The organism is Tranquillimonas alkanivorans, assembly GCF_900115595.1.
Taxonomy (GTDB): domain Bacteria; phylum Pseudomonadota; class Alphaproteobacteria; order Rhodobacterales; family Rhodobacteraceae; genus Tranquillimonas; species Tranquillimonas alkanivorans.
The window spans coordinates 1-17,833 of sequence record NZ_FOXA01000031.1; the positions used below are offsets into that span (position 1 = coordinate 1).

Annotated in this window: 8 protein-coding genes; all 8 read right to left on the reverse strand. The window is 61.5% G+C overall.

What is annotated here, in order from left to right:
• Positions 1 to 582: 582 nt before the first annotated feature.
• A complete protein-coding gene (locus BM162_RS19285; RefSeq protein WP_093425214.1) occupies positions 583 to 2,016 on the reverse strand; it encodes a P-loop ATPase, Sll1717 family in 1,434 nt (477 codons plus the stop codon).
• Positions 2,017 to 2,197: 181 nt separating this feature from the next.
• Positions 2,198 to 2,968 carry an HNH endonuclease gene (locus BM162_RS19290; RefSeq protein ID WP_245759345.1) on the reverse strand — a complete coding sequence of 257 codons (771 nt, stop codon included), beginning with the start codon at positions 2,966 to 2,968 and terminating at the stop codon, positions 2,198 to 2,200.
• Positions 2,965 to 4,140: a M78 family metallopeptidase domain-containing protein gene (locus BM162_RS19295; RefSeq protein WP_093425216.1), complete on the reverse strand. Its 1,176-nt coding sequence runs from the start codon at positions 4,138 to 4,140 to the stop codon at positions 2,965 to 2,967. Before BM162_RS19295 ends, BM162_RS19290 begins: the two co-directional genes overlap by 4 nt.
• Positions 4,140 to 8,201: an Eco57I restriction-modification methylase domain-containing protein gene (locus BM162_RS19300; RefSeq protein WP_093425217.1), complete on the reverse strand. Its 4,062-nt coding sequence runs from the start codon at positions 8,199 to 8,201 to the stop codon at positions 4,140 to 4,142. The genes BM162_RS19295 and BM162_RS19300 overlap by 1 nt, the downstream gene beginning before the upstream one ends.
• A complete protein-coding gene (locus BM162_RS19305) occupies positions 8,201 to 10,951 on the reverse strand; it encodes a DEAD/DEAH box helicase (RefSeq protein ID WP_093425219.1) in 2,751 nt (916 codons plus the stop codon). The genes BM162_RS19300 and BM162_RS19305 overlap by 1 nt, the downstream gene beginning before the upstream one ends.
• Entirely contained in the window at positions 10,948 to 11,874 is a 927-nt protein-coding gene (locus BM162_RS19310) for a GIY-YIG nuclease family protein (protein WP_093425221.1), read from the reverse strand. The genes BM162_RS19305 and BM162_RS19310 overlap by 4 nt, the downstream gene beginning before the upstream one ends.
• On the reverse strand, positions 11,871 to 17,069 hold the full coding sequence (locus BM162_RS19315) for a DEAD/DEAH box helicase (protein WP_093425223.1): 5,199 nt from the start codon (positions 17,067 to 17,069) through the stop codon (positions 11,871 to 11,873). The genes BM162_RS19310 and BM162_RS19315 overlap by 4 nt, the downstream gene beginning before the upstream one ends.
• 313 nt (positions 17,070 to 17,382) lie before the next feature.
• Positions 17,383 to 17,682, reverse strand: a complete 300-nt coding sequence (locus BM162_RS19320; protein ID WP_093425225.1) for a hypothetical protein — start codon at positions 17,680 to 17,682, stop codon at positions 17,383 to 17,385.
• Positions 17,683 to 17,833: the final 151 nt, after the last annotated feature.

The following is a 17,833-nucleotide window of genomic DNA, read 5'->3' on the forward strand; positions in this document are numbered from 1 at the left end:
GAGGAGGCTCTGGCACATTACCAGCAACGGTGCACAGAACTGACTGGTAGCGTTGCGACGCCTCCAGCGATGCCATCCCTCTATGGATCGGGGCGAAAAATCTTTTCAAGTTGCCAAGCAACTGAAATTTTCGGCTTACAGATGCAGGATGCCCGGTTTATTAGAATCCGATTCGCTTAGATTACTGGCCGCTGTATCGCATCCGTAGGTCCGGCATCAGCGCCATGAAGACGCTCGAGCTGCGGCGCCTCGGTATGCAAGAGAGTTTTCCGTACTGGAGTGATCGTTACGGCATCGAGTTCACTTGATCCGTTGCAATGTATGGCGTCGGCACGGGAAAAGAAACAAACTTGCTATTATCCTTGGCCTGCCTTACGCGCTTTCGTGCTGCGTTCACTAATTCCCAAGGCAAAATGCAGCATTGGGTGGATGGTGACCTTTGTCTCTGGAGTTATCTGATGAGAAAGTACAGGTCGGCCTGTCTCATGTACCCACTGCCAAGGTGAGTGCGAAGTCAACTTCAGACCCACCGCACCGACCATGTGGAGGCGCATATAAACCTCTTGAGCACACGAAACTGGGTCAAGGATAGCATCCCCAGATACGGAAGCATGGATTTCTTGCCAAAGGCGATCCCTGTGCATTTCTTCCGTGGCACCGATCCGGTCGTAAAGTAGTTCTACATATTTTTCGTTGCATTCGTTCGCGACCGAAAAGTAGGGGGGGGCTGCCGGCGAGCGTGCCCAGAAGCACTTCAATAGCAGGAAATGTTCCTTGCCATTCATAGCGTAAGGTCTCCAAGCGGAGCTCAGAGTAGCGATGCTCACCCTTGAGTAAGTCCGCCTTGCTAACGGAGGATTTACCCTCACTTTGCTGCAGAGTAGCATTGACAAAGTTGATGATGTCACGCGGCCGCATGAGCGTTCGCTCAACCATGTAGTTCCAGGTCGAGGTTCGCATGTCGACGCGCTGCTTAAAGATGTGATCAAAGTGAACGTTTTCGGATGAATACTTCCACTTAAAAAGGTGATTGATCCGCTTCTCAGTTAGCTCCCAAAGCTGTTCCTTGGACCATTTCAACCTTACGATGTGGTCGTTGTACTTTTCGATTTGCGCTTGGGAGGTTGGCGCCTCCCTAACCATTCGCTCATAAACGTCATTTCGAAGCGCAACAACAACCTTAAAGTTCCGAAGCTTCTGCAGCCCCTTAACCCCCTCAAATAGCGCCTGAATGAGTTGGTACTTAACCGAATCATCAACCCACGGCTCATCGAGTTGATCAATTATAATAAAATACTTGTCCTGCCTTTGCCGAGTGTACTCAGACAGGATTGATATTACCTGCCCGAGCTCCGCGATCATCTTCCCGTCTACGAACTTCCTCGCTCGCTGTTGCAGTTGCACCTTTTTCTCGGAACTCAGCCCACGAGCATACCCCGCTCTTGCATGAAACTTTTGTACTTCCGCTCCGAGAGAGGCGTTTACACTTGTCTCTAATGCATCTGTTATCTCTATTATATTTTCGTCGACCGTATTCCAAAACTGATGCTCATGGTCGCCTACGAACCTCTCGAGTTTCTCTCTCCTTCCGTCTACCTTAACAAAATCAATTAGCTTCTTGGCAACAAATCGGAACTTGTCTTTGTCATCAGCCTTGAGGATTAGCTTGATGTACTCAATACACAGCACCTGCTTCCATAGAGACTGAAAGAAAATGCTCATGTCCACACCAATTCCGCGCATGAATTGAACCGCATCGCTGTTTGCAATATGGCTCATGGCCATTTCGTGCACCTCAAAAGCGCGACAGTTTTCCTCCGATTTCTCAATCATTCGAAGAAGCGCAGTTTTTCCACTCCCGGTGCTTCCCATGACAAAGCTGGCCGGGTTAGAGACGTCGCGCAATTCGTTGAGCGCCGGATGGTCAACGAAGCAGTTGAAGAGAAACTGGTCGTCGTTCTCGGCGCCGTTGTGCCCAATATTTATGTTGGAGGAAAATACTATCCTGTTTGCCACGCTCAGCTCTCATCTCTGACGGTTTTCGCTCAACCTGAGGCATAAGCGCAGGTTGGTCAACTCAGGAAACGGGAGGCGGCCCGAAGTCTCCTTCAACGGAAATCCGAAATCCGGCGCACCTGGAAGAGCAGCAGTCCGCGTCCGGCCTCTTGGCGCTCAGCGCGGGGCTTAAAATCACTGTTCAGCGCTCAAGACTATTTCGAAAAATTCGGCGGTGCTCTCCCAAATATATCAGATGCTGTTCTGAGAACGTGAGCGGTGCCTCAACGTGTGCCTCAAGAATAGCACGCGCACCATCTGAGAGTGCGGGAGAGTACCGGGGCACGCCGCCGGAACTGAAGGTGACCAAGTAGCGGTCGAATGCCGCGTCCCACAGAGCTGAGAGCAAAAGGCCATTGTAGACGTCTAAACGCTCGGCGTCGGTCGCACAGGCTGCCCAGGGTTTCATGTGGCTCGCGCGAAGAAGAGCTGGATCGTCAATACCTGTCAACGGGCACCTTCCACCCCAGAAGTGCATCAGCGCGTCTCTGAAGATGTCCTGACCCACGCGCTGTACGACGAGCCGTTCGGCTTCTGTTGATCGGGGACGACCGCGGGTCTCGGCCTCAAATCTCCTCAGGGGGTCATCGGGCAAAGCTTTTGCCAAGTCGTAGGCGCGCGACAATGCAGCGTGGAGGTCATGCAAGTTCTCGAACTTGTAGCGCGCAAGGCCGGGGCCGGCGGTTTCGGCCGGCGAGCCGAATTCACCAACGACACCTGCGTGGTCGATGGCGAGAAACCAGGGTCCATGAGCGCTACCGGCTGCCACCCAGATCGCGCCGGGCGCGCTGTGGCTACGGCGCTGCACCCATCCCGAGACTACGCCATCGTCAATCCGCCAACCGTTTTGCCAGACCGCCTGCTCCAATTGAACTTGCGCAAGCGGATGGATCCGGGTCGAAGGTGCAGTCACATGACCCCCTTGCGGTTGAAGGGCATGTCGAGAAGTCTCTCAACCCGATTTGCACAGGTGAGGACGCGGTGAACATCGAGATCGGCGAATGAACCCTGATAGGTATCGAGATACGATTCGCTGCGAGGCGAGAGGCCCGAGCGTTTGGCGATCACATAAGCGACGCTCTCGGCCTCGATTTCGCGCAAGGCGACCTCGGCCGGTCGGTACGGTTTGATTTTTCGCGCAGGGTCGGGGCCACAATGGCCAAGGAAGACGTGGGCGAGTTCGTGCACCAGCGTGACGACCTGGGTGGCCACAGGATGATTGCGATTGACTGCGATCCGAAAGGGAACCGGCGCGCCTTCTTTGCCTTCCGAAGCCAAGCGTCGCGCATATCCCGCTGAACGATCTCCCTGATCGAGCCACAGCAACTCGAAGCGCTCCTCCTTCATCTGCCATTCGGCGTAGCGCATGAAGCCCGATGGCACGGTGCCGGCCGTGGGGAACGAAAAGGCTGCCTCGGGCAGGTCACGGCCTTCGGTATCCTGCACGTCGAAGACGAAGTCCACGGGCCCGAAATTGCGGAGAATCACGAGGGGGCGAACTCCTGGTTTGGGAAAGCGACCATATCTTTCCCGCCAATCCTTTGCCGTCATCGCATAGCTGAGGCCCGGCTTCTGGACATGGAGGATCATCGCGTTGAACGGTGCCATGTTTCGCAGCCTGGCCGTGAAGGCAAATAGTTCTTTCAAGGCGTCGCTCGAGCTATAGAGCTGCGTCTCGGCAATTAGCTGGTCGATCAGCGCGCGCGACGTCTCCTCTCCGGGATCGACTTCGGCGGGCGTTGGGACAGCATGCAACAAGCGCGGCTTAGGGGCGAAGAGAGCTTGTAGGGCAGCAACGTCGTCATCAGGGAGCTCGATGCTCGCCCAAACGGAGTCTTCCGCGACGATGGACGCGGTCTCTGGGGCGAGAAGCTCGCCGTCGGCGTCGCGACCGCGCTGGCCGAGATTGGCCCGGAGATACCGGATCATCTTTTGGCGTCCTTGATAGAAGAGGTGGCCGCGGACAATTGCATCCATTCTCTCCAGGATGTCGGCGTCCGACAGTACCTCCCAGCCGCCCTCTTCGATGATCGCGTCGAAATGGTAGCGCGCCATCTCGAATAAATCGAAGTCGAGACCGCGCATTACAGCCCCATGTCTCGGAAGGTGCCGTCGCTCTCCATGCGATCCCAAGCTTCGAGGACGAGGCGTCGGGTACGGTATTCGCCGTGGAGGCGGACCTCCTTGTCCTTGAGAACGCGGAAGGTTTCGGACGGGTAGTCGGAGCCCTTCACGTCAGCGGGATCCAGGATGTAGCGCAGTTCATCGCGGCTCAGGCCGTAGGCGCGGGCGTAGAAGGCGTCGAGCTCGGCCCGCAGATGGGCGCGCCGCGCCTCGTCCCACGGGAAGGGGGGACCATTGTAGCTCAGGTCACGGGCGAAGGAAGCCAGTGTATGGGATGTGTAAGTTAGTTCCAGAACGCGAGGTACGACGTGGGAGAGGCGGGGCTCGCTGTAGAAGTCAGGAAGAAGAACAGGGAACTGCTTGATATAGCCGTACGTCAGATGCGTTCCTCCCACCTTTTGACGGGCGATGAAGTCCAAAGTGAGGGCGCAAAGATTGCCGGTCAGGGCGGCCCACTGTTGGGGCATCGCATCGATGAACATGAGCGGGAGAACATGACCCACTCCTACTCTTGGAAATGCTGTTGCGATGACGCTCCGTTCGTCTGTGGCGCGCGCGATATCCCGCCAACCCATAAGCCAGCCGCGATGCCAGCCGCGAGACTTCAAGCGACTTTCGACGCCGGCTATCGCCTCCTTTTCTCCTGCAACGCGAACATCCTCGGCAGGAACCCAATATCTCGGGCGAGGCTCCCAGTCTGGATTGGCCTTCTCCTCTGGTGTGGCATCTGCCGACGACGATCCTTCGGCATCATACCCTGCCCAGCGATGATCGAACTGGTGGATCATCTTCGCTTCATAGAGCGGCACGTACCGCTTCGGACCGCGCGGCCCGCCGCCAGTCAGGTCCAGCACGTGCGCCGCACTGCCCTCGACCGCCAGTGCGCCCTGGGCAGGACGAACGCCCTCCGCCACCCAGTCGGTGCCGTTGCGGACGAAGCCTTCAGCCTCCAGTTCTGCCGCGGTGCGGAAGAGCCCGCTGTCGTTCGACATGTCGAACAATCGCGCGAAACTGACGCCCCACGGATTGCCCACCGCGCCCTTGCTCTCGTCGATTAGGACCGGTGCGTTGCGGTAAATCTTGGCTGTCAATTCCGCATCCCAGCGCGAACGGAAGACCGGTGCGGTCTTGGTATTCGGGTTGATCGCGGCGATCTGTTCAGGCGACAGGGTGAAATTGCGCTCCGGCTCTGCCAGTTGCGCGGGTTCGGTCAGGAAGAAGGCGAAGCGCGCCTCGGGCTCGTCCCGCCCCAACGTCAGCAGGCAAAACTTGAAGCTGCGGTGCACGGCCGGAAATGTCGGCGCAGAGTTCTCGAAATCTACCAGTCCGGCGATCCGCCTCTCATCGACCAAGTGCCCGAAGAAGGGCGCGGTCGTCGCATCTGTCGCGATGCCTGTGGGCACGATCACGCCAGCGCGGCCCGTGTCGCTCACGAGCCGTGAGAACAGCTCGGCGAAGAGCGCATAGGTGTTGACGTCGCCGGTGCCCGTGAAGGGGAAGCGTCCTCCATGGTCGCCGGGCACGCGGACGAACGTCGATGTCGCCTCCGACAGACGCTTGGCCGTCTCGAACTCCTCAAATAGTGCGCGTTTGCTCGTGTCCTCCGGTGCAATTCGGAGTGCCTTGATCAGCCGGTCGCGCGCGGCCTTGTTGGCGGCAGTGGCGATCTCCGGATCCCGAGCGGCGAAGAATTCCTTTTCCTGGAGCTTGATACGCTCCCAGGGCGGATTGCCCAGCACCACGTCGAACCCACCGCGGCCCATGATGTCAGGGAACTCCAGCGGCCAGTGCAGCGCGCTCGCGCGGGTCGCTGCCTTCGCATTCTGCATGATCGGCTTTCGGCCCTTGCCCTGACCGACGGCGAGCCAGACGTCTTCCGACGTCGGCACCGTGCGGTCATCGGTCGAGGCCGGGACTTCGCCCGTCTTCGGCAACAGGAAAGCGGCTGTATAGAGATTGCAGCCCATGCGCGCGCGCTGGAAATCCTCCTGCTTGCGCAAGTCGCGATAGGCCTGTGCCTTGGCGGCGATATCCTCGACCGTCTCCTCCGGCAGGTCGCGCAGGTCGGTGAATTCGGCCGAGAGCGGTGCCGTGGGTAGGTCGGATCGTCCGCCGGTGAAATCGAACGTGCCTTGGCCGCGCTTCGCGTCCTTGTTGGCCTTTTCATAAAATTTTGCGACCTGCTTCTCGTCGCCGGTGAGGGGCTTATAGGCGGCGTCGGGGATGCCTCCCTCGAGCGCCTTCAGGTCGAAGACGCCCAGCAAAGCATCGCCGCAGCGGATCTGCGCATCGAAGAAGCCCAGCGGCAGGCCGGGGTCCACTGTCTCGATCCAGAGCGCTACCTTTGTGAGCTCCACCGCCATTGGATTGCGGTCGACGCCATGGATGCAGCGTCGGGCAACGTCACGCAGCGCGTGGCGGAAATCTGTGCTCGACGGCGTGCCCTCGGCCCGCAGAGCAGCAACACGCGTGGCGATACGATTTGCGGCGGCCAGCAGGAAATGGCCTGATCCGCAGGCCGGGTCGATGACCGTGAGCCGCAAGAGCGCCTCGGCCGGGTCGTCGCCTTTCTCGCGTGTCTCGGCCTCGGTTCGTTCCAGAACGGGCGCGAGAGCCGTGTCGAGCAGCGCTTCCACCAGCGAGGTCGGCGTGTAGTACGAGCCGGTGGTCTTGCGCTGGTTACCCTTGGTTTCTGCCGCGTCCGTGGCGAAGATCAGGGTGCGGCCGTCGGTTTCGACCTGGGGCTGGAGTTCGAGGAGCGACTCGTAAACGGAGCCCAGCTCTTCTGTTTGCATGGCGCGCCAGTTGACGGGGACGAGGGCGCCGTCCTGCCTCATCCAGCCGAGCTGGAAGATGGCCTGCAGGAAAGCGCGGTTGGGCAGTCGGGCCGCGCGCAGGTCCGGCATCTGGCCTTCGGCAAAAAGGCCACCGAGAGCGGGAAGATCCAGGCGCGCCTCACCCTTGGCCAGCGCTGAGAAGACGATCTTCATGCCCTCGAAACGGTCATGGTGCCGGTCGCGCGCGTTGCGGCGCAGGGCGAGCTGGCGGAGGCTGGAGAGGGCATAGCCGCGGGCATAGAGGTCGCGTGCCGCCTCCTTGGCGCGGGCTTGCGGATCGTCCCTGCTGATCGGCGCGTGGAGGAGATTTCTGTCCTCGGCGACCATCAGGAAGATCAGGCGGTAGACGAGCTTCAGGAGTTCGTTGAAGAACGCGGTGAGCTTGAGGTCGCCGCTGTCGATGCGCGCTCGGAGGTCCGCATTCTCGGCCAGAAATCCGGTGCCGAGGATGCGCAGCGCCTCTTCTACCTGGGTGGCAAGCTTGTCTCGGGCGGCCTCGCCTTCGCGCGCGCCGGCATCGCGCCATCGCTCCAGGGCGCAGTCGGTGGCGGCAGTGCCGGCCTGGCCAAAGCGGGTGCGATGGATAAGCAGCCAAAAGGTTGCGAAGGAGGCGAGGTCGTCCGTGTCGAAGATCTGGGCGAGATCGGCCTCGATATAGGCGGGGCGGGTGAGCGAGGCGTTATCGCGCATGAGGCGCAGGCAGGTGCCGTTCGCGGCAAGCCCCCAAAGCGCCTCGTCATGATCGTTGAGATAATCCTGCAGGGCGAAGGCGGCGGACCGGCGTCGTTCGTTGCTGAGCGAGGGCGAGGCGCGGTCAAGCTCGTCGGACGGCGGGACGACGACGATGGGCACACGGTGTTTGCCGGCAACCATGGCGAGAGGCGCATCGGCATCGGCGAGGTCGTCGAATCCGAAGGCTTCCGTCAGAAGGTCGCGCACGAAATCCCTCGTAGCCTTGGGGCCGGGATCGGTGAGGCGTGCGAAGCGGTCGTAATGGGCCTGGGCGACGCGAAACGACAGCGAGAACTCGTCGCGCAGCGAGAGCCCGCGGCGGACCCGGTAATGATCGGGTGTCTGTTCGTCGGCTTCACGCGCATAGACGGCATCGAGAATGGCCGATGACAGGAGACTACCCTCGACCGTGAGGGAGGGGAAGCTGGCGGCGTCTGTGGTCTTACGGGCCATCAGGAGGCTCCGGGGAGAAGGACAAAAAGGCCGATGACGTCCGGTGGCAGAACCGGCTCAACGCTGACGCGGGAGATGCCCTTGGCGGCCGCGCGGACTCGAGCGTGATCCTCGATGAGCTCGTCGGCCCTCGCGCGGACATGATCTGAGATCGCCCCATCGAGATGAGCTTCGAGTCGCACACGCGCCTTGTCGGTCTGTCGATCGCGCGCGACTGGTGCGAGATCGCCGCTTGCGGTGGCGAGCAACATGTCGCGGACGGGTGCGCCGGATGTCGCGGTGCCGTCAGGTCCGACGGCCACCAGACTGGCCTCTTCTGCGAGCAGCAGGCGTTCCTGTCGGCCGTGCACGGTGATCTTGAATCGTAGGCGCATCAGGACGACGTCCATGCGCTCCGCGACCGCGGGTGTGGGCCAGGCGCCTACACGGCCGACATCGAGACCGGGCAGGGCGTCCGGCTCCAGGGCGGTTTCGAGAAGAGCCTCCGATAGGGTCGCGACAAGCGGATGGGCGCGGCCTGCGAGGGTCGTGCCCGAAGGCGCCGGTTCGGCTTCTGCAAGACGGACGGTCCCTTTCAGGCCGCGGTCAGACAGCCTCTCGCGCAGGACATGCGGCAATCCGTCGAGAGGTGCATGTACGACGCCCTTCTTCCGATCCGTCGGGGTGTCGAAGCGCTTCATCGCGGCGCCGATGAAGTCCCGTGCTGCGGCCGGGCTTCCGATGATGTCGCGGGTTTTTTCCCATTCGGGCGCGACGTGATGGGGCTTCAGCGCATTCTGAGCGAAGCGGGAGCGCGAGCGCTTCTCGTTTTCCTCGGCATCGCGCCACATGGCCTCCAGTTCGCGAGTGCCCTCGGAGAGAGCGTCGAAAAAGTCAAATTGGCGTTCGCTGCGGCGTCGCAACATCATTGACGCCATGAGCGCATCCGTAACCGGCCCACGTTCATCCGGGAGAGGGACGGTGACCCCAGTGGCCTTCTGGATGGCCTCCGCCTTGCGCAGGATGACGTCCAAGACGGCGCCGTCGATCGCGCTGTCAGGCGAGAACATCAGCACAGAGCGCACGGTATCGGCAGGTTGCCCAAAGCGGTTGACGCGACCCTCCCGCTGCTGGTGCCGGGTCGGGTTCCAGGAAAGGTCGTAATGGACGACCGTGTCGAAGAGGAGCTGCAGGTTGATCCCCTCTGACAGACAGTCCGTGGCCACGAGAATTCGAGGCGTCTCATCCGCCATGCTGGCGACGCGATCGCGACGCTCTTCCGGAGTGAGCAGGCCTGTGACCGTCTCGACGCACGCCTTCGGGAACTTCTTCTTCAAGGCGCGCCCGACCTCGGTCGCCGTGGCGATATATCGGCAGAAGACCACCGGTTGCCCGCCGTCCTCGACGATTGGCTTCATGACCTTGATCAGGCGGTCGAGCTTGGGATCGGGCGCCGTCGTCAGCGCCTCCGCTTGCGCAATCAGGTCCGCAAGGGCCGCATCGCCGATCTCCATGGGCGTCGGCTCCACATCGACCGCATCCTCTTCGTCACCGTCATCGTCGTAGAGCTGGGGCTCCATCCGCTCCTCCTCGAGGCCCGCACGGTTTCTAAGAGCAGACAGGGCAGCCGCAGGGGAAGAGCCGACGCACCGCATCAGGGCCAGTGTGCCCCAGAACGCAAGACGACGCTCTCGTTGCCCCGTGCCGGCGGTCTCGACGACGCCGAAACAATAGTCGAGGACGGCCTCGTGGAAGTCGCGATGTGCGGGTGTCAGCCTGTACGGCTCTTCCTTGCTCAGGTGCGTGGGGAAGGCCGATGCCTCCTGCCACTCCTCATCGGTCAGATCGCGTCGGCGACGTTGCACGAAGTGGCGGGCAAGCCTCTGGCGGTACCGATCGTCATCGAAGTCCATGGACGCAAAGTCGGCGTGGATGAGCGACAACAGGCGTCCGAATGCGTCCTCGTCCCCCGAATGCGGCGTCGCGGTCAACATCACGATCGCCCGCTCCTCGTCGCGTGCCAGACCCTTCAGGAGAGCAAAGCGCTGCTGCTTGCCTTTGTGGGTCCCGACGCAGGCATGCGCCTCGTCGACGATGACGAAGCCCGGACAGGCCTTCGCGAAAGCATCACGTCGCTTCTCCGATTTGATGTAGTCGAGGCTCACGACTGTCTGCCGGTACGCGTCGAACAACGACTGGGAGATGGGAAGCCCGCGTTCCAACCGTGCCGCTGAGGCGGAGGTCACGGCTGTTGCGTCGATGCCGAACCTGTCCTTCAGTTCTCGAATCCATTGCTCGACGAGGTGAGGCGGGCAGAGCACCGAGAAGGCGTCGGTTTCGCCCCGGTCCATGAATTCCCGAAGGATCAGACCCGCCTCGATGGTCTTTCCGATGCCCACGTCATCCGCGATGAGGATACGCGGCACCTCCTGGCGGAGTGCCATGAGAAGAGGCACCAACTGGTAGCTGCGCGGCTCAAAGTTCAACTGCGCAGCAGACCGAAAGGGACCTGCGCCCCGGCGCAGGGAAAGTCGCAGGGCTTCTGCCAGGAGAGCGGCCGTTGCTTGCACGGCAGGCGTTGCGTCGGCCGGGAGTTCGAAACGCGCCGATTGGGGCGGTTCAAGCTCCAGATCGGGAAAAAGGAGGGTGGCATCTTCCTCTGCACCCGAGAGCGGGCGCAGATGGAGCCATTCGTCGCGGGGGCTCGGGAGAGCCACCCATTCACGTCCACGCGCGCGAACGAGATCCCCCGGCGCAAACTGGGTGGTCATGATGCATCTTCCTTCTTAAAAGCCTCAGCCTGCTGCCATTCGTGATAGTTCATTCTCGAACCGACCACCTTCCATTCCAGGCGGCCATTCGCGTTTCGGTCGAGGACGATCGCAGCCGCCGCGGAAGGACTCGTGAACGACCACGGCTTGGAGAAGGTGAGTTTTTCAGGACCTGCGGCCACGAGAACCCCGTCACCCAGGAGTTTCTCTTTCAACCCGCCGTAACTTTGCTGAACGAAGCCTGTGCCTGTCAGAGCTTCGGAACCTTCAAGGACGACGAATTCTCCTTCTTCTTCGACGGCTGTGGCCTGAACGCCGCTTCGATGTCGGATTTCGAACTTCACGTCCTGCGCCGTCCGTTCGGCCGCGGGTCGTGCCGCCTCCGAGGCCGCGCGCGGTTGCGGCTTGAGCATATCGAGCCCGATCACCGGCAGGATGATCTGAAGGTTCGCCAGGAATTGCTCCATGTTGGCGCGGTCCGCCTCGGGTAGGCGGCGCCTGGCCGTTTCGGGCTGCGTCCCATTATCCAGGGTTGCCCGACCTGCCTTCGCAGTCATCTCGATCAGCCGTGCTTCAAGGTATTCGGCATGTCCTTTGGAGAGGTCGTCGTCGCTGGTGGTGACGGTGATTGCGGTCTCCCAGAAGTCCCGCTTCAAGGCGCTCTGCTTGATCCGTTCCGCGACGGAATTCCCTGATCCGATATAGACCCTTGTTCCGACACTCTTCTCCGGGTCGGGACCCGCGAGAACGTAAACACCAGTGCGATCGACTTCTTCGCGGATGGTCAACTCGCCGAAAGCTGCATCGCCGCTCACGAACAGTACGCCGGTCCAGCCATGGATCGACGCCTTGCGCAGTCCCGTCGGCTTGCCGTCGACGAGGAACAGTTGGATCGTTCGCCCGAAGCTTTCACCCGATATCATACTGCCTCTCGGATTAGCGAAGCGAGGAGCTCGGGCACGCCTTCAGCAGGTGAGGCGGGCAACGCATGCACATCCCACCCCTTGGCATCCGCGAGATCTACGGCGTCGCCGGGGATGGGGCCCGCGGTGGCCGCAACCCGGCTCCTGGGCCAGACGTAAGGAAGCACGACGTCCTTGATATTGAGCTCCTCGCCATCGGGGCGCGGCAGGCCTGCCGCCTCGAAGGCGGCGATCCAAGGATCGCTGGAGGAGTGGGCAGTTACTACCTCGGCCTTCGCCACCGCTATTGAAAGCAGGAGATCCAGGGCCGCCTCGTCGCGCCGGTCAATGACCTCGTGATCTGGTTGATTGAAGTAGGAGAGAAGGCACCTGTAACAGCCGGCGACGCAGGGGGCTTCTTTGTCGGAGAGCGCCGCGCGATCCTTCGAAGCAAGCGCGTCTTCGACACCCGAATAATGCATCAAATTAAGCGCGGCATCCACGACCCTGCGAAGTAGCGAAGTCTCGCGCATAAGCCGTCCCAGCACACCGGCGCCGCCTTCGGTCGCCTCGTACAGAAGGATGGTTCTGCGTTCGGTCCGCTCCGGAAGCGGCTCGCCCATAATCTCGCCTTCTTCAAGCTGGAACACGATCTCGATTCCGCGCATGAGGGCGTGCTGCACGGTAGCGAGCGCGTCCTGCGACCACCTTTCCGGGTCGGAGAACCGGATGAGGAGAGAGTTCTTTCTGTCGTGTACGATCGGAACGATCCGCTCGGGATAAGTCGCGTCCGGATCCGTGCGGTCCTCCTCCGCAACCTCGTCCTGAAGACGTGCCCAGCGTCCGGTCGACGGGTCGATCGGGAAGCCAACAATCTGCGGGTCCGACCGGCGCTTCAGGCCGAGGTTCAACCTCATGATATCGGCCGAGTTGGCGTATTGAATGGTCGCAAGGGCGTGACCGTCCAGCGTGAGCTTGCACTCTGTCACGTCCAGCGCACCGTCCCGTTCGGGCCAAGCGAAGACAGTCCGGACCTCAAATCCCTGACGGACCCGCTCTTCGTCATTGGCTGTGATCCGCTCGGCCGGAAGCGTCTCCACGTTGTCGATGCGAAGCGTGCGATGGATGGCAACTCCGCCGGCCATGGGAACATCGCATGCGTGGCACCGCTCGCGTTCGACGGTGTGACCGGCCCCGCAATTTGGGCACATGAAAACCTTCTCGGTTGCGAGCGTGCGGCCGTCGGAGGAAACCGAGCCCGGCGGCAGCTTGGCCTTGTGGACCCGGTAGGCGCGCCCTTCGTGATAAATCAGGCTGCGTGGACCGAACTCCGAGATAGCCAGGAATCGTGCCCGCTGGAGGAAGGCCGCCCGCGCGTCGCTGCCTCCAGCGGGGACGAAGGCGTAGAGCGGCAGGCGCGGGAAATTGTAGCCGGGCAGAAATCCCTCAGTCGCGAGATAGCGATACGTGTAAAAATCGCTCCCGTTTCGGGCCTTCCCGTTTTCGAGGATCCCGATCTGTTGGCTGGCAGATTGGGCCTGGGCATCCAAACGCGCCCTGTCTTTCCCCGAAAGCCCCGGCCGACGCAGTTTCGCCTGCGTCTCGGCCAGTTGACGATGTGCCGAACCATGAAGCGTCCGCCAGCGGTCGAATGCGCGGTCGAATTCCGTTGCTGCACCTCTGGCTGTTCGATCGATCCAGCCGTCCACGTCTTCCAGCCAATCGGGCTTCGGCCCGTCGAAATGATCGAGCAGCGCATCGACCACCCGACGCATCGGCGGAACCGCCCTTGCGACGACATCGGCATCTTCAATCGCGGCCCTGATCTCGTTGCGCAGAGGGAGGGTGTCGCCTTCGAGGTTCAGAACCTCCGGGATGTTGGCCGAAAGCGGCATCCGCGTCTCGGAAAGCCAGACGGCCTGGAGGTGCGCGCGAACCAGATCCTCGTTGGCCAGATCGAGCGCGGGCGGGCGAACGCTTCCGGCGACCATCTCATGGATCCGGCGGAAGTAGTACTGGTCGTGCGGGCTCTGCGCCGCACAGTATGTGGTGATTGTCGCGGCCTGGCCAGAACGACCAGCGCGCCCGGCGCGCTGCGCATAGTTGGCCGGTGTCGGCGGCACGTTGCGGAGGTAGACTGCGTTGAGCGACGAGATGTCGACGCCCAGTTCCATCGTTGGCGAGCAGAACAGAGCGGGAAGGAACGACGTGCCCTCGCCCTCGCGGATCATCTCGGCTCGGCTTTCCTCGATGAGCTCCTGGTCGTGCTCGCCGAAGCGGAAGCGCCACTCTCGCCACTCTCGCTGAAGCGATGATACCTGGGCTGTATGTTCCCTGGATTCCATTCCCATGAACGGAGAGCGTCCCTTGAGGAGGTCCTCGGAGACGTCGCGGTAGAGCTTCTGGAAGTAAGAGTTGTGCTTTTCTGCCACGCCCTCGATCGCGGGTCCCGGCAAGAGGCGTACAACGTTCGGCTGGATCTGCCATCCGTCAAGATCGGAGAGGGTGCGCAAGCCCTGCACGAGGCCGTACTCCTCGAGACGGTCGAGCAACCAGTGCATGAACGCGAGGTACTCGTCTTCGTTCAAGCGCCGCCCAAGCACACTCTCCTTGTTGATGCCGCGCGCAAGTCCGCTGCGATATCCTCCTCGCAGGATCAGAGCGTCGTCGCGCTTCGATTGCTCGCGGCGCGGGGGCGACTCCAGCACGAGGGCGGATTGCCCGCGAAGATCCTCCTTTGGGTCGATGGCCCAAGGAGCGCACAAGAATCCGCGCGTGCGGCCTTTAAGCGGGTCCAGCTCCTGCGGGTCGAGTGCGGTGGTCGCAACCGCCAGCCCCTCCAGCATCGTACCCAGCACGGCACGAGCAATTTGCTCCCTCGCCTCAGGCTCGAGCGCGCGCCAGACATCGGGCGCGGAGGCGATCACCTCCTCGTCCTCCAGGAATTCGTCAATCGCGACGAAGCCGACCGTCAGGAGGCCGACACCGATGAGGTTGGGGTAGGTAAAGCGCCACCCGCGACGCATGTCCGACCATGCCCGGTGCTCAAGAACCTTCGCCAGCGTCCGGGAGGCATCGACGACGGTGGCACCCTTTGTCTCGGGGTGAGCCATCCAGTACTTGCGCAGAGCCTTCTTCTCAGGAAGGTAGCCGAGCGCGCGCTGCACCTTCGTTCCGAACCCATCGTCGGTGAGGCCCTCCTCGCCAGCGTCGAGCACCGCACGCAGGATGGCCCCGCGGAGGAGCGTCACAAACACGGAGTCGTTGAAGTGGCCCGCCTGCAGAGCTGAATCCTGGCGGTTGTCGCCAAAACCCAATGTCTTGCGCTTTTCTGCGTCCGCAATGCCGATATCGGCATCGTTCATCAGGCGCAGCATCGCCGTCACGAGAGTTGTCGTGGCCGAACTCCGCCCCTCAGCCGACAGCCCGCCCAGCTTGTTTCGCTCACGCGCTTGCGGAGCCGGTTGATCGTGGCATGCGAGGCAAAAACCAAAGCGGCCGGGCAAGAACCAGAAGTCGCGTCCATCTTCTCCGACAAGTCCGTCGGCTCGGATCTTCATGCGTCGGGGTTGCTGCTTGCGCCGGTTGTTGCGTAGCACCAGGACGCCCCGCCGCTCCTCACGCCATTCCTCCGGATATGTCTCGATATCACCAGAGAACCGGAAATCATCTCCAGGTTCTTCGAACGGTGTCAGGTAGCCCGGTTCTTCTTCGTCCTGCGCCGTCGAGGCGGGCGCATCGTCTATATCTCGTGGGATGGCTTCACGTCCGTTGGGGCCTTCCCGCAAGGTGACTACGTGGTACTCTTGGCCACAGCTCCTGCAGAACCGAGTTGGATAGAGACGTGACCCGGGATCATTCGGGTCCTCGCGTTGGCCCTCAAGCAAAACGGTGCGCGGTGCCGCTTTCAGAGTGGTAAGTACATCTCCAGCGCCCGACACGAAGCGGTGCAGCTTGAACGCCATGAACGCGGACCCGCCAATCCCACCGCGATCTTTCTCCGGGAGTGCTGCGAGTGCCAGGAACTGGGCGAGGCGCTCCGCGGCGATTTCCCGATCAATTTCGGCGTCTGCAGCCAGCAGGTCGACCGCGTCATCCAGAGGGATCGGGGAGCGACGGCTTCGCGCGCGCGCCTCGTCGAGGCCGATGCTCAGCTCCGCCCACACTGCGAGCGGGTGTTTTTTCAGATCGGCGTCGGTGAGCTGATCCGGAATCGGCTCTTGCAGCGTCGCCTTTAGTTGTGCCTTCGCCCAATCCAGTGACAGCTCGTCATCTGTCGCGCGCCGTAAGCTCTCGGTGATCACCGCATCGGGGGTGATGAAGGCTCCGAATATCCGCGATGCCACGCCGGCGACCACTTCGGTGGGCCTGTCCGCCACATCTTCGGTGGCCATGGTGGCCGACGTGCCGATGCAGACCGGCTCTTCGCCGGGAAGGCGGCATCTGTCGCGAAGCCGGCGCACCAGCACCGAAACGTCGGCGCCCTGTCTTCCACGGTAGGTGTGGAGTTCGTCGAGCACGATGAACTCGAGGCCCTTACAGTTTTCGATGACGCGAGCGTCAGTTTCATCCTGCCGGGTGAGAAGCAGCTCGAGCATCATGTAGTTAGTTAGCAGGATGTCTGGCGGGTTAGCGGCGACCTTGCGGCGCTCGGCATCGCCCTCCTGGCCGGTGTATCGCGCCACGGTCGGCTTCATGCCTTCGGGTAGATCGGACTGGCCGACGAATTTCTCGATCTCGCTGATCTGAGAGTTTGCGAGGGCGTTCATCGGGTACACGATGATCGCGCGCGTGCGGGAGGCTTCGCCGGCCTTCCGCGCGCGCAGAACTCGATCGACGATGGGAACAAAGAAACATAGGGATTTGCCAGATCCCGTTCCGGTTGTGACCACAAAGCTCTGTCCGAGGAGAGCCTTGGTGATCGCCTCCGCCTGGTGACTGTGAAAACGGATTGGAGCAAGCGCACCATCGCGCGTCTCCACGCGGAAAACGTCGGCCGTCTCAGGTGCAAGTGCCCCGTCGTCAGCGAACTCCTGCGCCGTCTTAGCCTGCTTATAGGCGGGGTTCAGCGCCAGGAACGGCGAAGGCCAGAACTTCTTCTTCTCGTAGTGAGCGTCGATCCGAGCGGCCAAATCCTCGGCGCGAATTGACGTGAAGGATCGAGAAAAGCTCGCGTACTCGTCGATCACCGCCTGGTCGAATTGGAAAGCCTTCATGTCCTTCCCTCTTGTGTGGCGGCTGCTCCTGACGCCCCGCCGCCCTCGCGCGAAGCTTGCGAAGAACAGACGAAATTTCAACCCAAACAGGTGGCGAGTTGAAAATGGTGCATCAGATTTGTCATCTTTGGCCGGAGGGCAGGGCAATCAGAACCGGCTGCGAAAAAAGGCGCCGGAGCACCGACATGTTGTCGCGGCGAAGATCAAGTCGACGTAGGCGTGCGATGTTAGCACGCGAGCGAAAGCTGCGGATCGTCGTCCTGGCCCTCGTGATATGGCCTGTCGAGCCTGTTCGCTAACTCCAGCGGTGGAGTTAGGCCTTCTCTTCGTAGGCGGGATGGACGGCTGCGAGGTCATCTACCATGGCTAACAGCTCCGCAACGTCATCGAGAGCGGCCTCATATTCCCACGAATCCTCGAATATTTCGGCCTGCGCCTTTTTGAACATGCCTTCCAGGAAGTTGATCTGGAAGTCCACCGCTCGGCAGATGAACGAGCGCGTTGCTTTCGGCAGGTCGGTCTGTTCAAGGCGGTAGTTCAACACTCTGCCGATGTGCTGGCATTCCTCGAGCGCGAGCTCGAGGCGCATCTTGTCGTGGGCTGACAGTGTCATATACAGGTGAACTCCTGGCTGGTTTTCCGAGCTACGAGGTAATTTCCATAGCGAACGCAAGGTTCTGCGGGCCTCGTGGTATAGTGATCAGTTCGCCTTTTGCATCGGAGACCGTCGGCGACAGTGAGCCGAGTGTGGGCGTTGCAGACCT

What these genes read in the sequence shown, in the direction of transcription:
- BM162_RS19305 (WP_093425219.1), bottom strand. Translation starts at nt 10,951, where the DNA reads ATGACCACCCAGTTTGCGCCGGGGGATCTCGTTCGCGCGCGTGGACGT.
- BM162_RS19295 (WP_093425216.1), bottom strand. Translation starts at nt 4,140, where the DNA reads ATGCGCGGTCTCGACTTCGATTTATTCGAGATGGCGCGCTACCATTTC.
- BM162_RS19310 (WP_093425221.1), bottom strand. Translation starts at nt 11,874, where the DNA reads ATGATATCGGGTGAAAGCTTCGGGCGAACGATCCAACTGTTCCTCGTC.
- BM162_RS19300 (WP_093425217.1), bottom strand. Translation starts at nt 8,201, where the DNA reads ATGGCCCGTAAGACCACAGACGCCGCCAGCTTCCCCTCCCTCACGGTC.
- BM162_RS19320 (WP_093425225.1), bottom strand. Translation starts at nt 17,682, where the DNA reads ATGACACTGTCAGCCCACGACAAGATGCGCCTCGAGCTCGCGCTCGAG.
- BM162_RS19315 (WP_093425223.1), bottom strand. Translation starts at nt 17,069, where the DNA reads ATGAAGGCTTTCCAATTCGACCAGGCGGTGATCGACGAGTACGCGAGC.